Origin of the sequence: Sphingobacterium sp. xlx-96 (genome assembly GCF_011007365.1) — a bacterium.
In the GTDB taxonomy this organism is placed as follows: Bacteria; Bacteroidota; Bacteroidia; order Sphingobacteriales; family Sphingobacteriaceae; genus Sphingobacterium; species Sphingobacterium luzhongxinii.
Genome location: NZ_WFKM01000004.1, coordinates 1 through 20,958, shown reverse-complemented (window position 1 = coordinate 20,958; position 20,958 = coordinate 1). Strand labels below are relative to the sequence as shown.

Genomic DNA, 20,958 nt, shown 5'->3' with positions numbered 1-20,958 from the left:
TATGATTTTTGTTATGAAGATGCAATGTTGAAGATTGTATCTTAACCAATAAAAAATAATATTATGAGTTTATCATTAAGAAAAAAGAACAATTTGCCATCATTGATGTCAGATTGGCTGAATCCGGTTCCATCAATTTTTGATCGTGATTTCTTTGACGTAGATTTCGGCTTTTTCAATAAGCGGATTGGCTTAAATGTTCCATCCGTGAATATTTCCGAAAACCAGAAAGATTACGTATTCGAAGTAGCCGCACCGGGGCTAAGTCGGGAAGATTTTAAACTACAAGTGGAGAATCACATCCTTTGCATCAGTGCAGAAAAGACGGAGGAAGCGTCTGAAGAAAAAAATGGTTACACCCGGCAGGAGTACTCTTTTAACACCTTCCAACGTACGTTTTCGTTGCCGGAGCATGTAAAAGAAAATGAAATTAACGCGAGATACGAAGATGGCATATTAAAAATTACGGTTCCAAAATCCGAAGAAACAACTGTAAAGCCTTCACATACGATCCCCGTTTTATGACATCCCAAAAATTTCGGTACGGGATCCGTTGACTCAGCAATGGATCCCGTACCGAAATTTTTGTGCCCATCAACACAAGGTCAAAATATGCTTTTCTTCCATGTAAGGGAATAGAGCGCCGGCGATAAAAGCTGCGTCGTAGGTACGACTATTGCCACTCACTATTGGCTATGCTTTTTGACCTTTTCCAAATTCAGTATTTTTATTCCATTTTCGGTCAATAGGATCAGCGATTCGTCTCTAAAATCGCCCAAGGTTCGGTTCAGCGACTCGACCGCTGTTCCTACCATTCCTGCGATATCCTTTCTGGCCACCGTGATCAGCGGCAGATGCATTTCGGCAACCCTTTGGTGTTCGTAAAGATAGACTAGGGCGGAAGCTACCCGTTGACGCACAGATTGGTAAGCAAGTTCGAGCAGCCTTTTTTCCGTATCAAATACATTATTTGAGAGGATCTTGATAAAACGAGCCGCCACTTCACGGTTCATATGGGTCAAACTCAGGAAGTCCTCCTTCCATATAGTACCTGTCACTGTGTCCTGTAAGGCCACAGCGCTTTCCGTGTATGCTGTACCTTTCAATAAGGGCACATAACCAAAAAACTGCCCTTCACGGTGTATTCCCGTAACCAACTCTTTGCCGTCGTAGTTTAAGCGGCTCGTTTTCACTTCACCTCGGATGATATAATAAAGTTCTGTTGGAAACTGTCCCTCCACGAAGATGTGGTCTTTTTTCTTATAAGATTTTCTCGGTCTGTTACTGGCCAGTGTCTGAAATTCATTAAGATCACTGGTTTTATCCAGGAAATCATCAATATCGTTCAATTTATTGGCGAAGGTCATTTTCAATTGTTCACTTTTTTTCAGCCTCAACTCTACAGTTGTCAGCAGTTCTATCCCGTCAAATGGTTTAGTTAGATAATCGTCAGCACCCATGTTCATTCCCTTCCTAACGTCCGATAGCTCAGCCTTGGCCGTGAGGAAGACAAACGGTGTACCAGTCGTATCGGGATGTTTGCTCAGAATATGGAGCACCCCATATCCATCCAATTCCGGCATGATGATGTCGCACAATATCAAGTTGGGCTTATGCTTACTAGCCAACTCCACGCCATCTTTTCCATTGTGGGCAGCAATTACTTCATAATTTCCTAGTCGAAGAATATTGACAATACTTTCACAGATTTCCTCATTGTCTTCAATCACTAAAATGAGTGCTCTCATAGCATTATGGTTTGATTCATTTTTATTGACCTGAAGGTCTGCTTATAAATCCGGGCGAAGTCTCTGCATCGTAAAAGTATCCACGTATTTCTTGACCATATTTAAGCCCCGGTTGATTGCGTTAATATGTTTATTTCCCCCCCACAATACGCCATATCGTTATATGATAATGATAGTTAGGCCCAATACATACTCGCTTTTATGGAAAACGCACGATTCTCCGATATATCAAATAATTATCTTTTTCATCTTATATCTCCTAACAAATGTAATGAAATATAGTTCTAAATATCTGTATATTAGTTTTTTTTAGTCTATCTTATCCGTATAGACACCTAAATGGCGCGGGGAGTATCTATAAAACTCGCCTCGCCGCAACATAAAAAAGGAAGAGCGCTAAAAATGTCGTAAAATAACACCAATATATATCATTTTTTTGAATGATTAAGATCATGATATTGCGTATTGATAATTTCTACCTTGTAAACATTAAAAAAACACATCATGATACGTACAGCACAGCAGTGGACCAAATTTTACGAAAACTTAGGTTTTCTCTTCTATAGTTTGACATGTTGTGACCGAAGGGTTACGCCAAGTGAAAAAGCAATTATTAAAGATTTGGTAAACAGGACCTGGATCAATCTAGAGCCCTCTCTAGATGAATATGGATATGATGCGGCCTATCAGATCGAGGCCGTTACGGACTGGCTTTTCGAAGAAAAACCGTCTGCTCGTATAGCATTCAAGCGATTTGTTGATTTTGTAGAGGGGCACCCGGGGTTTATAGATCATAGAATGGCGAATATCATATTTTCTTCTGCAAATTCCATTACCGCTGCATCTGCTAGAAAGAACAAGTCTGAACTTGGGTATCTGTACCTGTTGCACGGTATTCTCAAAAAAGCAACTAAATCCGATATAAGTGATCTACCTTCCTAATCGACCCCAGAATATTAGGGTTTAGCATTATCTGGTTATTATTGTATTACAACGTTTTAAAATAATATCTAGTTTTAAGCGTTATGTTCTATATCGGTATTTATTATTATAGGTAGTAAAAGGTATTCTATATCGACTTTTGCTATAAAAAACTACATTTTATCGTTCCTCCATATTATTTAGTGAGTTGTTTTACAGTTTATTGTGTTATGAAAATTATTATTCACAATATGGTCAGCAGTCGTTGCAAGATGCTCGTAAAATCCGAGCTTGATAAATTGGACATCTCTTATAAGTCGATAGAATTGGGGGAAGTAAAATTGTTCCGGACCATTACAGAAAGCCAAAGAAAAAAGTTAAGTGAATTGTTACATGAATCAGGTCTGGAACTATTAGAAGACAGCACTGCCAGATTGGTAGAAAAGATCTGTAATCTGGTAATAGAGACCGTACATTATTCAAAAGAAATACCTCATGTTAATTTTTCGACACTACTCAGCGAAAAATTAAAAAAAAACTATCATTACCTTGCCGAGATATTTTCTAAGGCTAAAGGGATTACTCTAGAACATTTTATTATCCAACATAAGGTAGAAAAAATCAAGGAATTGATTATGTACGGAGAATTAAACCTAACCCAAATATCTTATCGGTTAAACTATTCAAGTGTTTCTCATCTCTCCAAACAATTCAAAAAGGTTACAGGTATTACACCTACTTTTTTTAAGAATCTTCCCACAAGAATTCGGAAGAATTTAGAAGATATTTAGAGAGAGATCTGTATACCAACCAATTATATCACATTTTTTTCTAATTGTATAAATTATTCCTGTTTATAAACTTGACCTTTGTTTTGAAGCAATAATTTATTTATTTTTTTATTTCAAAAAGATGAAGACAAACGCAGAATTACAGAAAGACGTTCAAAATGCTATCAAATGGGAGCCATTGTTGAACGCAGCAGAGATCGGTGTTACGGCTAAGGAAGGTGTGGTCAGTTTAACCGGAATCGTAGATAGCTACGCAAAAAAAATGGAAGCTGAAAATGCAGCAAAGAAAGTAATTGGAGTAAAAGCTCTGGTGGAGAATATTGAAGTAAAGTTTCCAAGTTCATGGTCCAAAACCGATGGCGAAGTTGCAGACGAAGTCCTCACAGCATTGAAAAACAGTTGGTCCATTCCTAGGGATAAAGTAAATGTGAAGGTAGAAAACGGTTGGGTTACCCTAGAGGGTGAGTTAGCTTGGGATTACCAACGAGAAGCAGCGAAAAGTGTTGTACATTCTCTCAGCGGCGTCAAGGGAGTCACCAACATGATCAAGATTAAATCTGAATCAAATGAAGCTATTGAAAAGAGAGATATTGAAGATGCTCTCAGAAGAAGTACCATTGATGATAGCAATATTGATGTTTCAGTATCAGGTACGACAGTTACACTAAGTGGAACAGCACAATCTTGGTATGAGAAAGAAGAGGCCGGTCGTATCGCGTGGAAAACTCCGGGTATTTGGCATGTTAAAAATGATCTAGTTGTAGATTATGTTTTAGTTTTAGAGGATTAGTCAGTTTTAACGATTCATACAAATTATAAAGTTTTTTAAAATGAAAAGTGAAACCAAAAAAGCAAAAAAAGGATCTCGAGGTAGTTCAAAATCTGAACGCAAAGAGATAATTAAAAATCATAAAGAAGCAGCCTTTCATTTCAAAGCGGCAGCAAAAAGCCATCTCAAGGCCGCAAAGCATCAAAAAAATGGCAGTCTTGATAAAGCCCTAAAAAGTGCTTTGGAAGCGAAAGGTCATTCCAGTATTGGAAAAGAAGTGCAGAAAAATGCAGCACTTCACATGCATAGAGCTTAGATTTTTGATGTTCAATACTTAAAAGCGCTATAGTATAAGTGCTTTTAAGTATAGATTTTGAATATTGGTCCGGCGATAAAAATCGCACAAATTAAATCTAAATGAAAAAGTTAGCGAACAAAGTAGCTGTAATAACAGGAGGTTCTGGCAGCATAGGTAAAATTACCGCCCAGCTCTTTTTAAATGAAGGCGCAAAAGTAATGCTGATAGATCTCTCCGAATCCGCGTTAAAGGCAGTTGTCAATGACTTTGATAGTGAGAATGTCAAGTACTGTGTGGCAGATGTGTCGAATGCTGTGGACGTTAAAGTATATACCCAGGAGACGGTAAAGCAATTCGGTAAGATCGATGTGTTTTTTAACAATGCCGGCATTGAAGGCCTGGTAAAGCCGCTCATTGAATACCCCGAGGACGTTTTCGATAAAATAGTGGCTGTAAATATAAAAGGGGCATGGCTGGGCAATAAATATGTATTGCCCCAGATGAATGATGGAGGGAGTATTATCATGAGCTCCTCTGTAGCAGGACTATTAGGATTTCCTGGTCTTAGTGCATACGTAGCGAGTAAGCATGCTGTTGTTGGAATTATGCGTACCACCGCTCTTGAAGCTGCATCGCGAAAAATCAGGGTAAACTCCGTACATCCCTCCCCGGTCAACAACCGGATGATGCGTTCTATCGAAGAGGGGACATCGGCCGGACATGTCGAAGAGGTAAGGCATCAATTTGAAGCAGCCATTCCCCTGGGACGCTATGCCGAGCCCGTTGAAATAGCAAAATTGGTTTTATTTCTCGCCAGTGATGACAGTCAATTTATTACAGGAACAACTCAAGTCATCGATGGAGGTATGTGTACACAGTAATGAGTAAGCCACTAAAATAATAACTTACTTCAGATATTTGAGTTAAAATTTTTGCGGTCAGCTTGTTGGTAAAGGAAAGAAGTCTTCGTCGCAATTTAAGAAAAGGAGTAACAGCACCCCAAAGGATAATTATTATGAATACGATTTTAGTCCCCACTGATTTTTCAGAAAATTCCAAAGGAGGAATACGTTTTGCCATCAACATGGCATCTCTAGCGGCGATGAAGCTGTTGTTTATCCATGTTGCACCTATCGTGTATAGTCTAGATACTAGTATCGCACATCAATATATGGGATTCGATACTGATGAGCAGACTTTGCGAATGCGGGAATTTATTGACAGCTGTTATGCAGAGATCAATATTAAATCCAAACCGTACGACGTTGTTATTTTAGAAGGCATAAGAGCGGATATGATGATTTTAGAGTTCTGCCAAACGCGCCACGATATCGCTTATATTTCAATAAGCACCAGAGGAGCAAGTGGACTCGACAAGATTTTAGGTACCAATACGGGCAATCTTGTCACAAAATCCGCTATACCGGTTTTAGTCATTCCATATGATTATTTACCCAGTCCTATTCACTTATTGCTCTATGCTTCTGATTTTGAAGATGCTTTCGAAGAAATGGACCGCGTCAGCACATTTGCTAGACTTTTCCATGCCCGTGTTGAAATGCTCTACATTGACAATACAACAGAGGATCCCGAGCGATTAACTTTTAATGAAATTTTCAATTACCCTGTACATTTCCGCTCTGTTAAAAAAGATATATTTAAGCCTTTCATTGAGCAACTCTTGGAGGAGGTTAATATTGTGCGACCGGATATACTGATTTTATTCACAGATCATCATCGTTCCTTTCTTGAAAAGCTATTTAATCCTATTTTGGCCGAGGAGCTAGCTTTTAGGCCACTTGTGCCTACATTAATATTTGGAAAGGGCAGGAGGGACTGATATTTTATTCATATGTGCATCCCTTATTATAATCTTGTCATATCAACCTGTAAAATCATATCCGCCGATATTAAGAAGAGTTCTTTTACACGCTATATTGCCTCCAATGTTGGTGTTGCACAGGCTACGCTAAGCCGTTGTTGTCGCAAGTTTTGCGACAGTTTAATTTTCTTCCAATTCCCCTTCATTGAAAATAGTATTGATCTGTTTACCGATAGTCTTGACATCCCGGTCAAACAATCAAGCCATCTCATGACGATTTAAGCAGACTGTATCGCCTTGAAGTGTTAGCTTAATCTCCACTTTTACTTTACAGTCAAAGACGGGTCCCCGCCCTTCTTCTATAATATTGATTACAACTGTAATTATTGGCTCCATAATCGAAAATTTAATCGGTTAGAATTTCAAGTAATATCTGCTTTAACAGTACTAAGTTCTAGTTGTGTCTGTTCGAACGCTATCAGGGAGTCTCCCGCAACGGGCTCATCTGCCTTTCCGAATCCAGTAGTTTTGCCGACCGCGATTTCGGAGCTAATTATACGATCAAGGAATATACGCGTAAAAAGACCGTGACCGACGAGAGGCGGCAACATCAAGAGATCAACCTTCAGCCCAAGTCTAGCGATACGATTTACAGACCTATTGTATTGCGAGACGACGAAACGATAGACCTTCAGGTCATCGGAGTGTTCAAAGCATTGTGGTAGTCTCTTTTTACGAGAGAGCTATACATTAATTTCGAATCAACTAGTTTGTGTTATTTTGAGATTTCACACGAACAGAATCGCCAGCATACTTGGTTAATATGTGTTCGGTAGCCGCCTTCAGCGAGCGAGTTGGATGCTCGGGATGGAACCCGCTTGAGGTGAAAAATTCCACATCATGATCTATTTTTGAGTACCATACTCTGTTTACGTGTTTCACCGACAGTGTATCTGGGCGTGTTATTTTTTTAAAACTGTTCAGCTTTTCATAGTTCAAGGGAATCTTCTTTGGACCTAATGGATTTGTTTGTGCAGCACAGTCCACTACCACGTAGTGATCATCTTCCCAGCACATACACTGATTCGGTTTCATATATATCCACCCTATAAAAAGCAACACAATGCCTGCTGCTGTAACAGTCAAATAAAGACGTTTTTTTGAATGCCAGTTTCCTTTACCCGGTGGAGCTGGAGACATTATACCCACTGGTATAAGACCACTACTTTTGGTAGCCTCATCCGTAAATCCTCCCTTAATATTGTTAGCCTCCAGATCCTCCTCTCTTCCATCCCCGTATGCCGATGGTTTACCCTTCTCTGGCTTTTTTCCACTAATTAAATCATCATCTTCAACAACATCATCACTTTCAACAACAAGATCCTGCTTTTCCCTTTCTTCTTTAGGCCTCCATTCTTCCCAGACGAAAGGCCTTGGTTGATAATCAACCAATACTGCAAGGAGTTTTACAAGCAGTTCGTCCGGGTTTTTAGTTTTTTCAGTGATGAAGTTTTGCAGTGATTTTAGTTTTCCTGTATCAACCTTCCTGATTGCCTTTTCAAGCGTTTCATATTCCTTAGTGTCATTATAGAATTCCTCCATTATTTGTTTATCGTCGGCGGATAAATTACGTCCCAATACCACAAGACTATAATCCCTCAGATTAGCAGGAGAGGGTTCGCATAATTTACTAGACAATTCATTTCGCTTTCTCTTCTCGTGATAGAGCGAAAGAACCTCATTTCTAAATAGGTTGAAGTTTGACATAACACAAAATTACACAAATTATCCATCAGAAATTATGGAAAACCATAAGTAATCTCCACCGGAAAAACCGGGAATTCATAAGAAAAACCGGAATTATATCAGAACAGTTAGAAATATCGGAAACGTCTGATATTAAGCTTTTTGTCTGATATACTTTTGCTAAAGAAATCGAACCAGAGGTCAATAATTAAAACGACAAAAGACATCAGCCGATTTCAAAAAACGAGAAGAACTCGCGGTAGTCAATAGCCGGTTTGGGAAGCAGCTTTTGCCTCCCGCGATGGACACTCACACTTCCCAAAAAAATCAGAAGGCCTTCTGAAAATTTTTGTAGCAACCCTGTGCACGGTGTGCAGGGCCTACTCAGACTATGACTTTTAATTTTTTGAGAAATGTTTTATTTAGCATTAGCCCTATTGTGTGGCCAAACCGTATCTGACACTGCAAATGTAGATTTTATAGCACAAAAATATCCAATACAAGTAGTTGATCAAGGGCATGCCTCCACGATTAATACACATACCAATCGACCATCACATTTGCCTATTCCCCCTATTGTATATTGTTCCTTACTCGTTGATCAGGAGCAAGGCACAGGCGGCGATCGTGGCAATACGCCTCCACCGGTGAAGCCCCTTAAAAAGACTTTAGGTTTAACCCTCGTTGATCAGGAGCAAGGCACAGGCGGCGATCGTGGCAATACGCCTCCACCGGTGAAGCCCCTTAAAAAGACTTTAGGTTTAACCCTCGTTGATCAGGAGCAAGGCACAGGCGGCGATCGTGGCAATACGCCTCCACCGGTGAAGCCCCTTAAAAAGACTTTAGGTTTGTCACTCGTTGATCAGGAGCAAGGCACAGGCGGCGATCGTGGCAATACGCCTCCACCGGTGAAGCCCCTTAAAAAGACTTTAGGTTTAGCCCTCGTTGATCAGGAGCAAGGCACAGGCGGCGATCGCGGCAATACGCCTCCACCAGTGAAGCCACTTAAGAAGACTTTAGGTTTGGCCCTCGTTGATCAGGAGCAAGGGACAGGTGGCGATCGCGGCAATACGCCTCCACCGGTGAAGCGAAGACCTGCCCATCACTGGAGTTAAGTTCATTACAGCAATAGTAAAAAGGTAGCAAACGCTACCTTTTTACTATTTAGTGTTTTTTTTGTAATTTCAGGACATTAATCGACTGAATTGAAAAAACATTACCTCATTATACTGTTCATTGTATTCCTATCCTGCCGGAATGATCGCGTCCAACAGCCCGTTCAAAGTGCTGATATATATTATAAGAAAGGCATATCCTACGCAGAAAGCGGCAAAGCCGACAGTGCTTATCTCGCTTTTGAAAAGGCCAAAGAAGCATATATTCAAGTAGGTGATAGTCTAGGAGTAGCCTCATGTCTTATTCGAAGTTCCTTTCTTCTTAGTGAACAGGGCGACCACTTTGGAGCACAAGAGACTTCATTGCAAGCATTCCCTTATTTAGATGCCAATAATTCAGACCATTGGCCCCATTTAGCATTTAATTATAATACCTTGGCCAATGCAACCTCGCTACTGAAAGACTTCGAAAAAGCCATCCATTTTTCTGACCGAGCTCTACAATTTTCAACCGACAGTGTTACATTGTTACGTTGTCTAAATAATAAAGCCGCAACACTTTTCGACTCGCGTCAGTTCAAAGCAGCGCTAGATATATTTCAAAAGATTACCTCTCAGACCCAAGAAGGCACTGTGGACTATGCACGCGCACTTACCAATCTTGCAAAGACCAAGTGGCGTACCGATTCATCTTATGATGCAGCTACAGATCTTAAAAAGGCACTACAGATCCGGCAAGCACATGATGACCGTTGGGGGCAAAATTCGAGTTACGCACATCTTACAGAGTACTATGAGCCACGCGACAGCGCTAAAGCGCTGCTATATGCGCAGAAAAGATACGCTATGGCTTTACAATTGTATAGTGCGGACGACCAGATCAATGGACTGCGCAAATTAATTAAGCTCAGCCCGTCTAATCAAGTACAAGTCTACTTCGAGAGGTATCAGACTTTGCAGGATAGTGTCCAACAGGCGCGCGCAGCAGCCAAGAATCAGTTTGCTGTGATCCGCTATGAGGTCGATAAGAACAAGGCCGAGAATCTTATGCTTCAGAAGGACAATGCCGTCCAGGCAAAAAATCTCGTTCTACAGCGCTCCGCTATCGTAGCTGCGGTAGCTTTGATCATCGGCGGTGTTTTCTACTATAAGAAGTACAAGCAACGGCTTGAGTTCGAAGCCCAGGATAAGATCAAAGCGTCCAAACTCAAGACATCGCGCCAGGTGCACGATGTGGTAGCCAATGGTATTTATCTGGTTATGGCCGAGATTGAAAATAAGACTGAGGTCGATCGGGAGGGTATTTTGGACAGGCTAGAAGTCATGTATAACAAATCCCGTAATATATCCTACGAGGCAGAAGAAGATTATGAGGCCTTGACCAAACCTTATTATGAAGAACTATCCGAGTCCATCCGTTCCTATGCTACCGATACCCGTCGGGTCATCACTGTTGGAAATGATGCAGAGACATGGCAAGATGTGGGACCCAGGATCAAAGAAGAAATACGGCATGTTTTGCTGGAATGCATGGTCAATATGAAGAAGCACAGCAGGGCCGACAACGTCGTTGTCAGATTCAAGCGCTCGTCCCGACATCTTGTCATCACCTATCGAGATAATGGAGTTGGTATCAACGATGCAACTATATTAGGCAACGGTATGCAAAGTATGGTTTCCCGTATAAATAGTTTAGGTGGACACATTATCTTTGACTCCATAAAAGAAAAAGGATTAGAAATCAAGATCGATATTCCAATAGTGTAACTTAAAAAAACAAAAGCATGTTTAAAAAAGTACTTATCGCTGAGGACCAAGAGATGGCAAATGTTTCTATACAGAAAACACTTAAGGACTTGGCCATCAAAGATGTTCACTACGTCTATTATTGCGACGATGCACTGGCGCGGATCAATAAAGCGATCAAGGAAGACGATCCTTTTGATCTATTGATCACCGACCTAGTATTCGAAGACGATATGACACCCCAGAAGCTTTCCGGAGGAGAAGATTTGGTTGCCGCCGCCATAGCAGCTCAGCCCGACCTTAAGATCATCGTATTATCTTCCGAAGGCCGCTCACGTTTTATTGACAATTTATTTAAGAGCGAATCCATACACGCTTATGTGCGCAAAGCAAGACGAGATGCGCAATATATAAAAGAAGCCTTAGAAGCAGTATATCAGCACAAGACCTATCAATCGCCCGAAGTGAAAGAGATCATGCAAGAAAAAAACAGTCACGATTTCACTACTTTTGATATACATATCATCAACCTGCTTGCCGATGGAGTATCCCAAAAAGAAATCCCCGATTACCTTGCCGTAAGAGGCATAAGACCATCGAGTCTCAGCAGCGTCGAAAAGCGTCTTAACCATATACGTTCGGTACTCGGTTTTACAAAAAATGAACAGTTGCTTCTCTATTGCAACGAGCAGGGCATTATCTAAGTCGCTCGATATTTATGAGCGTGTGGCACGCTCAATAATCATAATTAACATCTAAGGGAGGTATTTATCTCCCTTATTTTATATGTCTATAATACAGATGTTTATTTTTCTTAAAATAAATTTCAAATTACGGCATGCCGTAAAAAATGATGCTAACGCTTCTTTACATTTGTGATGTCCGCTAAGGACAAATACCAAACAATCGACAGCATGGCATGGAGTTTTAGAAAACGTGTTAAGATCATCCCCGGTGTACACCTCAATATTGGAAAGCGGGGTATATCCACCTCGATGGGTATACCCGGAGCTAGAGTGGCCATAGGTACATCGGGCAGCTATTTCAGTACCGGCATTCCCGGTTTGGGGACATCCAGTAGGACGAATTTATCTAGTAGCCACAGTCCGTCTAGAGACGTTCTACCTCCCGATTCCCTTTCTTATCACAGTCCTGATATTATGTCTCCCGGTAGTATTTATAGTGCCGATCTACACGAGATCACCAGCCAGAATATGCAGGGTATCAAAGAGGCGATACTTCTCGCTCGAGCACAGCGCACCAGCCTTCATGATGACCTAAAGAAGATCGGTCAAGCTATCAAGTCTACCAAACTTAAGTTGCTGTTAAGCCATATATTTCTTTACGGCTATTTAAAGCCTTCTATTCCCGCGGGTTTGACGGTAGATTTACGGACTCAAGAAGTAGCTTTACAAGAAGCTCAAGAACAACTTCAAAAATCCTTTGTAGATTTAGATGCCGATTTCGAACCAGAGCATAAGGTCAAGTACGATGCTATGGTTGCAGCGTTCGAAGACCTAAGTCGTTGTCACCAGATATGGGACATTACGCGTGCACATTTCGAAGATAGGGTGATTACCAGATCCTCTGCGAGTGCGTTCGTCAGCAGGCGTAGCGTCCGTTTTGCGTTGCGTACTATACCCGAATTCCGCTCAGTGCTACAAGCCCTCTATTTTCAGAATGCCAATGGTGCCGATCTATACATCTACCCCAACTTTGTCGTACTGTATGCCAATAGCTCCGATTTTGCAGTTATCGGTCTCGATGACATAGACTTTCAGTACGGACATGTACGATTTACCGCAACCCATGTCGTACCGGCAGACTCAACAATCGTTGGGCAGACCTGGGCCAAAGTCAATAAGAATGGCACTCCCGATCGGCGCTTTAAAGGCAATTATCAGATTCCGGTGGTGCAGTACGGAGAGATCCGGCTAAAGACATCTACCGGATTACGAGAAGAATACCAATTCAGTAATTATGCGCATACTGCCACATTTGGGAGGGCATTTCAGGACTACCAAAGGTCACTCAACGAAAGCGACTTACAACTATGACTCGGCTTATCCTACTTTACCTATTTCTTTTGATAGGACGTTCTTGTGGGGTATCCACAGGACAGGATATCGTCAATAACGATCTTCGTCATATGGCATTTGTCGCCGAGGTAGACCGCATAATAGATGGTGATACGATGGTCGTCCTCTACCAAGGAAGATTGGTACGTATCCGTTTGACACATATCGATGCCCCCGAAAACCGGCGCTCCAATCCAATTTCTAAGATGTCGACACAAGCTTTAACAACGCTATGTGCGGACTCCAAAGTGACGGTCCAAAGCCAAGGTTATGACAGATACGAACGTCTATTGGCCGAGGTTATCAATCATAAAGGTGTTGTAGTCAATAAAGAAATGGTCAGATTAGGTATGGCAGTACATTACAAGCGGTATTCCGATAATAGCACTTATGCGGAGTTAGAGGAGCAGGCCAGAAAACAGAAAATTGGGCTTTGGATGGAAAATGATTCTATAACAACTGGAGATAGAGAGAAAGTAATAAAAAAATAAGTTAGATAATAATAGGTTTTAGTCGTTATGAAGGCCATTTTGGAATTACTGAAAAAAAATAACCATGGAACTTATGGTGCGTCATTATTAGATATTAGATGGAAGAAAGAGATGGAGAGTGAGTCACAGACCACAGCCCTGACTACAGAACCAGAGCCACTGATTGTCACTACTCAGGACGAGATCGACGGCTTTCTGATTATCAAATCTATTCTCCGCAAGGATATCGAAGTAGGACGGGTATTTATGCGGGATAGTCAGTCTTATTGTGGTATTTTGCTCGATGACAATAACCGCAAGCCTATATGTAGATTTTATTTCACACCAAACCGGCTCCGCATTGGACTGTTCGATAAGGATAAGAAAGAGCTCAAGCATGAGCTGGAGAGACTGGACGATATCTATAAATTTTCAGAACATATATTGGAGACGGTCTTCAACTACCCTTAATAAGCAATTAAATGTTTTTATGAATGGCAAGTGATCAGAAAAATAAATACATGAACAAGTCTACAGTGGATATTGCTCCTAAAGATATTCCGCCGACCGATAAAACTAACGCTGAGGATGTTGATCGGAAACTATCCCTACAAGAAGTTATCGCTGGTATAGAAAGCGGTCGGTTATCTTTATATATCTACAACGAAGGCTCCCAAAAGTTGAGGATAATCGTTTCAGAAAATGCCCATGGAAATAAATACCTAAAAATTGAAAATGACAGCGGGTCACGTTCTGATGGTTGCTGAATAAAGAGGGACAAGCAGATGGCTGGTCGCAAATAAACTTAATCTATATAAAAATGACGTATATTCCCTTATTTGTGTTGGCATAAAATGATGAAAGGTTAATATGTTTACTCTTGTGTTACTTATGTGACAAACTATCTCTTTTTATAAGCTGAATTTTGCGACAATAATAAATAATGACAATATAGATATATAGAATGGATTTTAGAACCCTGGCCTTGGTAAGTTAGCGGACCATTGATTACATTGCCGATGTTTATCTTGCTCTACGCGGGTGAAAATTTTGGGATGTCGTCCCATTTAAGAACACCATGCACAATGTGCGGTACCGACAAAACCTGTGATTTTTTCTGTTTTGATAGGAAAGCACAACGCTGGAATTTATTGGTAATGCCTGTAGCCATCATCGGTGGTTTTGTAGCCTCAAATTATCTGTCTGATAATCAGGTGCCGGATTTAAATCCGGCAACGGTTGGGCATTGGCAGGCGCATCTCCCGGACCGATGTTTGTATTGAACGGAGCAGGATACTTCCCGATTTTAGTTGTAATTTTAGGAGCAGTATTAGGTACTTGGTTCTATAGTCAGCTAAAAAACAAGTTACCTCATTAAATCAAAATGAAGGAAAAATAAAGCTTAATGGTAATAACATGGAATTGTTAAACTAACGCTATCGTAGAAACCAAAAGCGGACAAATAACATCATTCAAAAAAGGTCTGATACTTCGGTAAGAATTACCTATCCAACGTACATACTTGCCGATCAATCTACTTTTTAAGCCATAAGAAAATCAAACAAAGTAAAATTCATGTAGGCAATTATGAGTTGAAATATGAAGAAAAAGAATGATTAAAAGAAAGGAAAAGATACGCTTAGGATTGAAAGAAAACTGGCAACAGTTTTCTCTTCTAGTATTGGTCAATATGATGGTTGGTGGTATGGTCGGTTTGGAAAGAACGGTCGTCCCTCTGATTGGTACAGAAGAATTTCATATCCAATCGGATATTGTTGTGTTTTCATTCATCATTGCATTTGGTGTGGTCAAGGCTTTTACCAACCTGATTTCTGGTGTTTTGGCAGACAAATATACCCGTAAGAAAGTTTTAATTTGGGGGTGGTTAATTGGTCTACCAGTTCCATTTCTTTTAGCTTTTGCACCATCTTGGAATTGGATTTTATTTGCCAATGTATTGCTTGGAGTAAGTCAGGGATTAGCTTGGTCTATGACTGTCAATATGAAAATTGACTTAGTGGGTAAGAAAAGTAGAGGTTTAGCAATGGGACTGAACGAAGCCGCAGGTTATGGAGCGGTCGGGCTGACCGCATTGCTGACAGGTTATTTAGCATCGCATTACGGACTAAGACCACAGCCTTTTTATATCGGAATCGCTTATACCGTTGTTGGATTATTGCTTTCCATTTTTGTGGTTCGGGATACCCGAAAGTTTGCCCAATTAGAAGGCATACAAATAGCATCAGATAGACTGGCTCACAAGCCAAACTTATGGTGGGTGTTCAAAGAGACTTCATTCAAAAACAAAAACCTGTTTTCTATTTCGCAAGCAGGACTGATAAACAATCTGAATGACGGAATGTCTTGGGGTGTATTTCCGTTACTTTTTATGTCAATGGGAGTAGGTTTGGAAGGCGTCGGTTGGATTAAAGCTGTTTATCCCGTAGTTTGGGGCGTTGGACAAATTGTTACCGGGCCATTAGCCGACAAAATAGGCAGAAAGCCTTTGATTGTTTGGGGAATGTTCGTGCAGGTTTTGGGACACGTTGTTATCGGCTTTGAATGGTTTGAACCTTTAATTTCAGGTTTGATTGGTTCGGTACTTTTGGGTATTGGTACAGCTATGGTTTATCCTGCTTTGCTGGCCGCAGTAAGCGACACCGCCCACCCAACATGGCGGGCTTCTTCCTTAGGGGTTTATCGTTTTTGGCGAGATATGGGCTATGCTATCGGTGCATTGATGGCAGGAATAGTCGGGAGCTTCTTCGGATTGGAATGGGCTGTTCACATCGCTGGAATAATTACGTTTATTTCCGGTCTTATCGTCTGGATAAGGATGAAAGAAACAATAGCTCCATAAAATCAAAAAAAGGTTATCGTGTATTATCAAAGTATGTTTGCAAAATACATCACATTTCCACGAACTGCCTACATACCTCAGGGACTACTATTTTGTCTTAACTATTCAAAAGAAACTCAAAGGTGTACTTCGGAATATAGCCAAAAGCATTTCTAGCCTTATCACATCTATATACTCTGTCTATAGAATTTGGAAATGTCCAGCCTTTACTTTTATAAATTCCCCTAGCCTCAGGATAATATTTTAAAATTACCTCCAATGGATGAAATTTTAATTCATGAAGATCTTCTGCATTAAAGGGCGATCCGCTTGAAATATTAAATATCTCAAACTCCTTAAAGTTGTGGATTAAAGCTAATTGAATAGCATGTGCCCCGTCTCTTTCGTCAAGCCCACGGTATAATCTATGATTTATAGTGAGGTTTTCATCTTCAGGTAAAAAACGGGCTACTCTCAGTACAGCGGTCTCCAATTTTTCTTTGTAAAAAAAGTCTTTGCACAACTGCTCACAACACTGTTTAGTGATATCATAAATATCTCTCGGTTGTTCTCTTAACGTCTCGTCTACCCAGACAGCCTGTGTATCGTCGTTCATCGCCGAGCCATAGATCGAAGTTGTGCTGGTGTATATAAATTTCTTTACACCATTTTTCACGGCAGCATTCAATAGATTGAGGGTCCCTTTTATATTGACATCGATAAAAACGCTCCGAGGATAATTTAAATCATAATGTTTGCCATGAATTGCAGCAGTATGTACGATCGCATCTACACCTTTTGTAATATTTTCTACGGCCTCAATGTCTAAAATATCAATCAGTTCATCTGTTGCTGGATGAGCGATTATATCTATACCTATAACTTTATGCCCGAGACTTCTTAAATGATCTACTACAACCGAAGCTAAACGTCCGGACGAACCTGTGACTAAAATTTTCATGATTTTCCAAAGTTAAAACTTATTTGACGATCAATTTATAAGCTATACCAACTATTTTCCCCCGATGAAGTCAAATGTGGCATTTGGTTCTAACTTTAAATTATACAGGTCGATAAGAACATTTACGGCGGGTTGTCCGCTTTTCATGTAGTCAATTCTAATCCAATCTTACGATTAATGATTTAGATGTTTTTAATCCTTTTATCTTTCGCCTCTATACACTACACCCCGTTCGCGCAATATATTCACAAAACACTTCAATATATAATTGTAGAACACCAGGTCGATAAAAAAGTCTGATGTCTCATTGCATTATTGATATATTTAAGTCGCTGATTTACTGAGTGGCACACGCGAAACGCGTGCGCCATCTCAGAGGACGTTCACATTGTACAACGGAAGATGTTCTTATCCGTTTCGGTTAGAATTATCGATATTCCGTACTGTATCGGCTAGCGTATGATTCGTATGCTTTTGCAATATTGGGCATATAAGCCTCTAAAGAAGGATATCTGTGGCGGTTGTTCGAATAGTTGTGTAGATCTTGCACAAGACCTTCAATCCATAGAAATCCCTTATCGATCTGGGTGTTGATCTCGGCCTGTATTTTTTCTTTAGCAAAGTGATGGTCCTGCATATATTTTATTACCGCAGCTCGTACCATCGCTTCGTTCAACATTGCTTCCCAATTCGTATAAGCTTGCTTTTTCATCTTATCTCCGACAATACTATAAAGTGCTCCACCACTTTTTCGAAAAGGTTCAGGATTATTTTCGAGTAGGTAATTGACAAACGGATGGTTCAGCTCATGTACCAGTATCGGAAAGTAATCATTCATTTGGAAGGAGACCATCCCTGTATCATCCGTTTCCCAGGCCCCCATAATAGCATAAGTAGTTTTTCCTTCTGCCGTCTGGGCTGTCGCGGCATAGTTAGCACCCCCATTTCCTAGAGCGTTTACTACGACAAATTTCTCTTCTATAGCTTTACCATAAAACGTATTGAACCATTCAAAATCAAGCTTTTTCAAGATAGGTGAGAATCTGTCCCGGGCTGACGCGTAAAGCTGCTGTTGCTTGTCAAAGAAGCTTTCAAAATCAGAATCCATGTAGAATGACTTCAAGAGGCGAACAAACTCATTCGCATCTTTTTCTCCCCATCTATAGCTCGGGACGCTGTCTGAAAAATCTGTGATAGGATCCAGTGAATTATCCAGGTGTATTGCCATAGCCATTGTCGCATCATAACCGATCCCTTTTGTTTTTCTGATATCTTTCACAAAGCTGATGAGTTCATGATTTTTATAAGGGCCGAAGTGATTCTGAATTTCGTCGGTGTATTGTTTAAATCGTTCTAGACTATATTCTCTGCATTCTGCCAAGCGGAATACAATACTTACTAATTCTATCCGCCGGTCTACAAGAGATCCTTCGATTCCGGTATTATGTTGTGCTTGAGCTGACAGACTGAATATGGAAAGGATCAGAATACCGGTTGCTTTTAATTTAATGTTTATTTTAAATAGCATATATGTTGTTTTGGAGTAATATCGTAGAAGTATTTAATGTACCAAAGAGACTATCGGTGAGGAGCCACCTTTTGTCGGTAAAGCAGGTTCAGTTGAACCATCGTTGGTGGGCTGTGATCCGGAATATCTCATTATATGGCACTTCCCATTAGAAAGTTTATACCTCGCTGTGTTATGCGGTACTTTTGGTTTGGGTTATTAGCCTCTTCCAGTGTGTATTCTATGGGGCCGCTATCCCGCAGTGGTTTTACATAAACCTCTCTAAAGCGAGGTTTACTTTTATAGCCTAAAATATCAGTAACATCATCCACCGTACCTGGAGCAATAGCTAGTAGGAGAGTAGTTCTAAGAGTTTTTTTTGCCAACTCCACACCAAAGCTATCGCCAATTCGTCCCACCAATCATCACCATAAATTTTCCAGAATTATTTTCCAATCTATTAATATCAATGATTAAATCAAAGGCCTCTGGGTCACTTTTACTATCATCTGTTAGATTATCAGCAAAACATAGGTTCAGATTCATTTTTTTTACTGAAAATAGTAATGAGCGGGTTGATATGTTGCTGGTTTACAGTGATTAATCTGATTTTGACTAGAAAATAATTGCATTATGATGAAAGGGATATTTTTTTACTGATACTACCTAGCGTAGCATTCTCTCAAAAATCAGGACATATAGGGCACTTGACAGATTTCCTTAAGCGAATTTATCCCGTAGATAGTACAGACAGGAGTCTTTATATCCTTTTTGATGCCTTTTTCAATAAAAAGACAGTTTTTCTCATTGCCATCGCGCCCCTTATCAAATAGTACAAATGTAGGGCGGCAACCGTGCGATGCGAACCGTGCAGAGCTTCTTTGCAGTCCATTTGATGCCACATTCGGCCAGCTGATGTTTTATAAAAGAGTAATCAAAGTTCACATTCTGCGCCACAAAGATCCGACCTTCCATCATTTCAAACAAAGGATTCCATCACTTCCTTACCGTTGTGTATGCGGATCGCGATTACCGTCATACGGTTACCATGGGCATTCCCGTCCGTGGTTTCAATATCTACAATTGCGTATTCCAAATTCATCGTTGTTAAACACTCCTCGGATCAGCTTTCAGCGGCATCTTGCCACATCGGGTTACCTCGATGGCAGGGCATCCAAATTCGACCACCACCTTACCCTCGATCAGGTATAGGCCATTGCCCCGCAAGGGGTATTGGGCCAGCGAAGGGGGGAAGTGTACTGTATCAAAGAAATCCCCGTCCGCATCTAGGAAAGTGCCAAATTTCATCAGCTTCTCGCTTTTCGTACGTACATACTTTTCGACCACAAAATCCCCCACCATACGGATCATTTTTCCCTCGTACTTCATCAGGTCCGCAGCCCTGGCATCCCCTTTATAATCACTGCGTGCCAGATCGAACAGCGAACCCGACACCCCAAAGCCGATCAGCTCTATTTCATCATAATAGTCCTCCAGTACCGAGCTTTGCAGCTTCGGCAATACCGGTTTACGGCTCGCCAATTCAAAGAGTAGCGGTACCGTTTCAGCCCGCTTATCCTTAGACAGCAATAGATGCGCTTCCCATAGCAGTTCCTTCTTGCCCAATCCCATAAAGCGGAAAGCGCCCGTCCGGATAAGGATAATCAGCTGTTCCAGTTTAGCCCCCGTACGCCGTACAAAGTTTTCCAGACTCGTATATTCCCCATTGGCCATTCGTTCGGCTGGGATACGTAGCGCCAGTTTATCATTCAGATTCAGGAGCGTGTCAAAGCCCAGAAAAATATCATCTCCATATATCGTTGCCCCAAATACCGACCTGTTCACACAGGGCAGGTTCACGCTGGCACCCGCACGTTTAGCTTCATTGACATACACCTTGCGGTTATAAAAGCCCCCATAGTTGTTCAGCACCGCCACCATAAACTCTTTCGGGTAGTACGTCTTCAGAAACAGACTCTGATAGCTTTCGACCGCAAAGGAAGCCGAGTGTGCCTTGTTAAAAGAGTACCCTGCAAAGCTCTCCATCTGCCGCCATATCTCCCTGCTCGCACTTTCGGGGTAGCCCTGCTTGCGGCAATGTTCGAAAAATTTACTTTCGATTTCCAGCAGATGCTCCTTGCTGCGGT

General features: G+C 40.9%; 22 protein-coding genes. 16 read left to right on the top strand and 6 right to left on the bottom strand.

The window, feature by feature from the left end; genetic code table 11:
• The first annotated feature begins 63 nt into the window (after positions 1-63).
• Complete coding sequence (locus G7B20_RS08380; protein WP_164110205.1) at positions 64-525, top strand: Hsp20/alpha crystallin family protein; 462 nt, start codon at positions 64-66, stop codon at positions 523-525.
• Between the two features lie 161 nt (positions 526-686).
• Here the strand turns inward: G7B20_RS08380 and G7B20_RS08375 are convergent, their stop codons facing one another.
• Positions 687-1,748, bottom strand: coding sequence for a response regulator (locus tag G7B20_RS08375; protein WP_164110203.1), 1,062 nt, complete (start codon positions 1,746-1,748; stop codon positions 687-689).
• A gap of 504 nt (positions 1,749-2,252) precedes the next feature.
• Here G7B20_RS08375 and G7B20_RS08370 point away from each other — a divergent pair.
• From G7B20_RS08370 to G7B20_RS08340, 7 genes are all read left to right on the top strand, one after another.
• A complete protein-coding gene (locus G7B20_RS08370; RefSeq protein WP_164110201.1) occupies positions 2,253-2,690 on the top strand; it encodes a hypothetical protein in 438 nt (145 codons plus the stop codon).
• Between the two features lie 209 nt (positions 2,691-2,899).
• Positions 2,900-3,460 carry a helix-turn-helix domain-containing protein gene (locus tag G7B20_RS08365; protein WP_164110199.1) on the top strand — a complete coding sequence of 187 codons (561 nt, stop codon included), beginning with the start codon at positions 2,900-2,902 and terminating at the stop codon, positions 3,458-3,460.
• Positions 3,461-3,581: 121 nt separating this feature from the next.
• Entirely contained in the window at positions 3,582-4,250 is a 669-nt protein-coding gene (locus G7B20_RS08360; RefSeq protein WP_164110197.1) for a BON domain-containing protein, read from the top strand.
• Positions 4,251-4,290: 40 nt separating this feature from the next.
• Positions 4,291-4,545, top strand: coding sequence for a hypothetical protein (locus G7B20_RS08355; RefSeq protein WP_164110195.1), 255 nt, complete (start codon positions 4,291-4,293; stop codon positions 4,543-4,545).
• 101 nt (positions 4,546-4,646) lie between these two features.
• A complete protein-coding gene (locus tag G7B20_RS08350) occupies positions 4,647-5,408 on the top strand; it encodes an SDR family NAD(P)-dependent oxidoreductase (RefSeq protein ID WP_164110193.1) in 762 nt (253 codons plus the stop codon).
• A 134-nt stretch (positions 5,409-5,542) separates the two neighbouring features.
• On the top strand, positions 5,543-6,367 hold the full coding sequence (locus tag G7B20_RS08345) for a universal stress protein (RefSeq protein ID WP_164110191.1): 825 nt from the start codon (positions 5,543-5,545) through the stop codon (positions 6,365-6,367).
• A 440-nt stretch (positions 6,368-6,807) separates the two neighbouring features.
• Complete coding sequence (locus tag G7B20_RS08340) at positions 6,808-7,074, top strand: hypothetical protein (protein WP_164110190.1); 267 nt, start codon at positions 6,808-6,810, stop codon at positions 7,072-7,074.
• A gap of 40 nt (positions 7,075-7,114) precedes the next feature.
• On the opposite strand, the gene G7B20_RS08335 is transcribed toward G7B20_RS08340, so the two are convergent.
• Complete coding sequence (locus tag G7B20_RS08335; protein ID WP_164110189.1) at positions 7,115-8,116, bottom strand: hypothetical protein; 1,002 nt, start codon at positions 8,114-8,116, stop codon at positions 7,115-7,117.
• Positions 8,117-8,508: 392 nt separating this feature from the next.
• Between G7B20_RS08335 and G7B20_RS08330 the strand changes: the two genes are divergently transcribed.
• From G7B20_RS08330 to G7B20_RS08295, 8 genes are all read left to right on the top strand, one after another.
• On the top strand, positions 8,509-9,210 hold the full coding sequence (locus G7B20_RS08330) for a hypothetical protein (protein WP_164110187.1): 702 nt from the start codon (positions 8,509-8,511) through the stop codon (positions 9,208-9,210).
• Positions 9,211-9,300: 90 nt separating this feature from the next.
• A complete protein-coding gene (locus tag G7B20_RS08325) occupies positions 9,301-10,977 on the top strand; it encodes a tetratricopeptide repeat-containing sensor histidine kinase (RefSeq protein ID WP_164110184.1) in 1,677 nt (558 codons plus the stop codon).
• 53 nt (positions 10,978-11,030) lie between these two features.
• Positions 11,031-11,660: a helix-turn-helix transcriptional regulator gene (locus tag G7B20_RS08320; RefSeq protein ID WP_240465995.1), complete on the top strand. Its 630-nt coding sequence runs from the start codon at positions 11,031-11,033 to the stop codon at positions 11,658-11,660.
• Positions 11,661-11,870: 210 nt separating this feature from the next.
• On the top strand, positions 11,871-13,013 hold the full coding sequence (locus G7B20_RS08315; RefSeq protein WP_164110180.1) for a DUF4236 domain-containing protein: 1,143 nt from the start codon (positions 11,871-11,873) through the stop codon (positions 13,011-13,013).
• Positions 13,010-13,525: a thermonuclease family protein gene (locus tag G7B20_RS08310; RefSeq protein ID WP_164110177.1), complete on the top strand. Its 516-nt coding sequence runs from the start codon at positions 13,010-13,012 to the stop codon at positions 13,523-13,525. The genes G7B20_RS08315 and G7B20_RS08310 overlap by 4 nt, the downstream gene beginning before the upstream one ends.
• Positions 13,526-13,552: 27 nt before the next feature.
• The gene (locus G7B20_RS08305; RefSeq protein ID WP_164110175.1) at positions 13,553-13,975 is read left to right on the top strand and encodes a hypothetical protein; all 423 of its coding nucleotides are present in this window, start codon (positions 13,553-13,555) and stop codon (positions 13,973-13,975) included.
• 50 nt (positions 13,976-14,025) lie between these two features.
• A complete protein-coding gene (locus G7B20_RS08300; RefSeq protein ID WP_164110173.1) occupies positions 14,026-14,271 on the top strand; it encodes a hypothetical protein in 246 nt (81 codons plus the stop codon).
• An 845-nt stretch (positions 14,272-15,116) separates the two neighbouring features.
• A complete protein-coding gene (locus tag G7B20_RS08295) occupies positions 15,117-16,364 on the top strand; it encodes an MFS transporter (RefSeq protein WP_164110172.1) in 1,248 nt (415 codons plus the stop codon).
• A gap of 97 nt (positions 16,365-16,461) precedes the next feature.
• Here G7B20_RS08295 and G7B20_RS08290 read toward each other — a convergent pair whose 3' ends face one another.
• From G7B20_RS08290 to G7B20_RS08265, 4 genes are all read right to left on the bottom strand, one after another.
• Complete coding sequence (locus tag G7B20_RS08290) at positions 16,462-17,304, bottom strand: NAD-dependent epimerase/dehydratase family protein (RefSeq protein WP_164110170.1); 843 nt, start codon at positions 17,302-17,304, stop codon at positions 16,462-16,464.
• Between the two features lie 427 nt (positions 17,305-17,731).
• Complete coding sequence (locus tag G7B20_RS08280) at positions 17,732-18,832, bottom strand: DUF4932 domain-containing protein (protein ID WP_164110168.1); 1,101 nt, start codon at positions 18,830-18,832, stop codon at positions 17,732-17,734.
• Between the two features lie 131 nt (positions 18,833-18,963).
• A complete protein-coding gene (locus tag G7B20_RS08275; protein WP_164110166.1) occupies positions 18,964-19,230 on the bottom strand; it encodes a Fic family protein in 267 nt (88 codons plus the stop codon).
• Positions 19,231-19,918: 688 nt separating this feature from the next.
• Positions 19,919-20,752: a hypothetical protein gene (locus G7B20_RS08265; protein ID WP_262886559.1), complete on the bottom strand. Its 834-nt coding sequence runs from the start codon at positions 20,750-20,752 to the stop codon at positions 19,919-19,921.
• Positions 20,753-20,958: the final 206 nt, after the last annotated feature.

Bases quoted from the DNA above. Each gene is read 5' to 3' on its own strand.
- G7B20_RS08380 (WP_164110205.1), top strand. From the start codon at position 64: ATGAGTTTATCATTAAGAAAAAAGAACAATTTGCCATCATTGATGTCA.
- G7B20_RS08375 (WP_164110203.1), bottom strand. From the start codon at position 1,748: ATGAGAGCACTCATTTTAGTGATTGAAGACAATGAGGAAATCTGTGAA.
- G7B20_RS08370 (WP_164110201.1), top strand. From the start codon at position 2,253: ATGATACGTACAGCACAGCAGTGGACCAAATTTTACGAAAACTTAGGT.
- G7B20_RS08365 (WP_164110199.1), top strand. From the start codon at position 2,900: ATGAAAATTATTATTCACAATATGGTCAGCAGTCGTTGCAAGATGCTC.
- G7B20_RS08360 (WP_164110197.1), top strand. From the start codon at position 3,582: ATGAAGACAAACGCAGAATTACAGAAAGACGTTCAAAATGCTATCAAA.
- G7B20_RS08355 (WP_164110195.1), top strand. From the start codon at position 4,291: ATGAAAAGTGAAACCAAAAAAGCAAAAAAAGGATCTCGAGGTAGTTCA.
- G7B20_RS08350 (WP_164110193.1), top strand. From the start codon at position 4,647: ATGAAAAAGTTAGCGAACAAAGTAGCTGTAATAACAGGAGGTTCTGGC.
- G7B20_RS08345 (WP_164110191.1), top strand. From the start codon at position 5,543: ATGAATACGATTTTAGTCCCCACTGATTTTTCAGAAAATTCCAAAGGA.
- G7B20_RS08335 (WP_164110189.1), bottom strand. From the start codon at position 8,116: ATGTCAAACTTCAACCTATTTAGAAATGAGGTTCTTTCGCTCTATCAC.
- G7B20_RS08330 (WP_164110187.1), top strand. From the start codon at position 8,509: ATGTTTTATTTAGCATTAGCCCTATTGTGTGGCCAAACCGTATCTGAC.
- G7B20_RS08320 (WP_240465995.1), top strand. From the start codon at position 11,031: ATGGCAAATGTTTCTATACAGAAAACACTTAAGGACTTGGCCATCAAA.
- G7B20_RS08315 (WP_164110180.1), top strand. From the start codon at position 11,871: ATGGCATGGAGTTTTAGAAAACGTGTTAAGATCATCCCCGGTGTACAC.
- G7B20_RS08310 (WP_164110177.1), top strand. From the start codon at position 13,010: ATGACTCGGCTTATCCTACTTTACCTATTTCTTTTGATAGGACGTTCT.
- G7B20_RS08305 (WP_164110175.1), top strand. From the start codon at position 13,553: ATGAAGGCCATTTTGGAATTACTGAAAAAAAATAACCATGGAACTTAT.
- G7B20_RS08300 (WP_164110173.1), top strand. From the start codon at position 14,026: ATGAACAAGTCTACAGTGGATATTGCTCCTAAAGATATTCCGCCGACC.
- G7B20_RS08295 (WP_164110172.1), top strand. From the start codon at position 15,117: ATGATTAAAAGAAAGGAAAAGATACGCTTAGGATTGAAAGAAAACTGG.
- G7B20_RS08290 (WP_164110170.1), bottom strand. From the start codon at position 17,304: ATGAAAATTTTAGTCACAGGTTCGTCCGGACGTTTAGCTTCGGTTGTA.
- G7B20_RS08280 (WP_164110168.1), bottom strand. From the start codon at position 18,832: ATGCTATTTAAAATAAACATTAAATTAAAAGCAACCGGTATTCTGATC.
- G7B20_RS08265 (WP_262886559.1), bottom strand. From the start codon at position 20,752: ATGGTGGCGGTGCTGAACAACTATGGGGGCTTTTATAACCGCAAGGTG.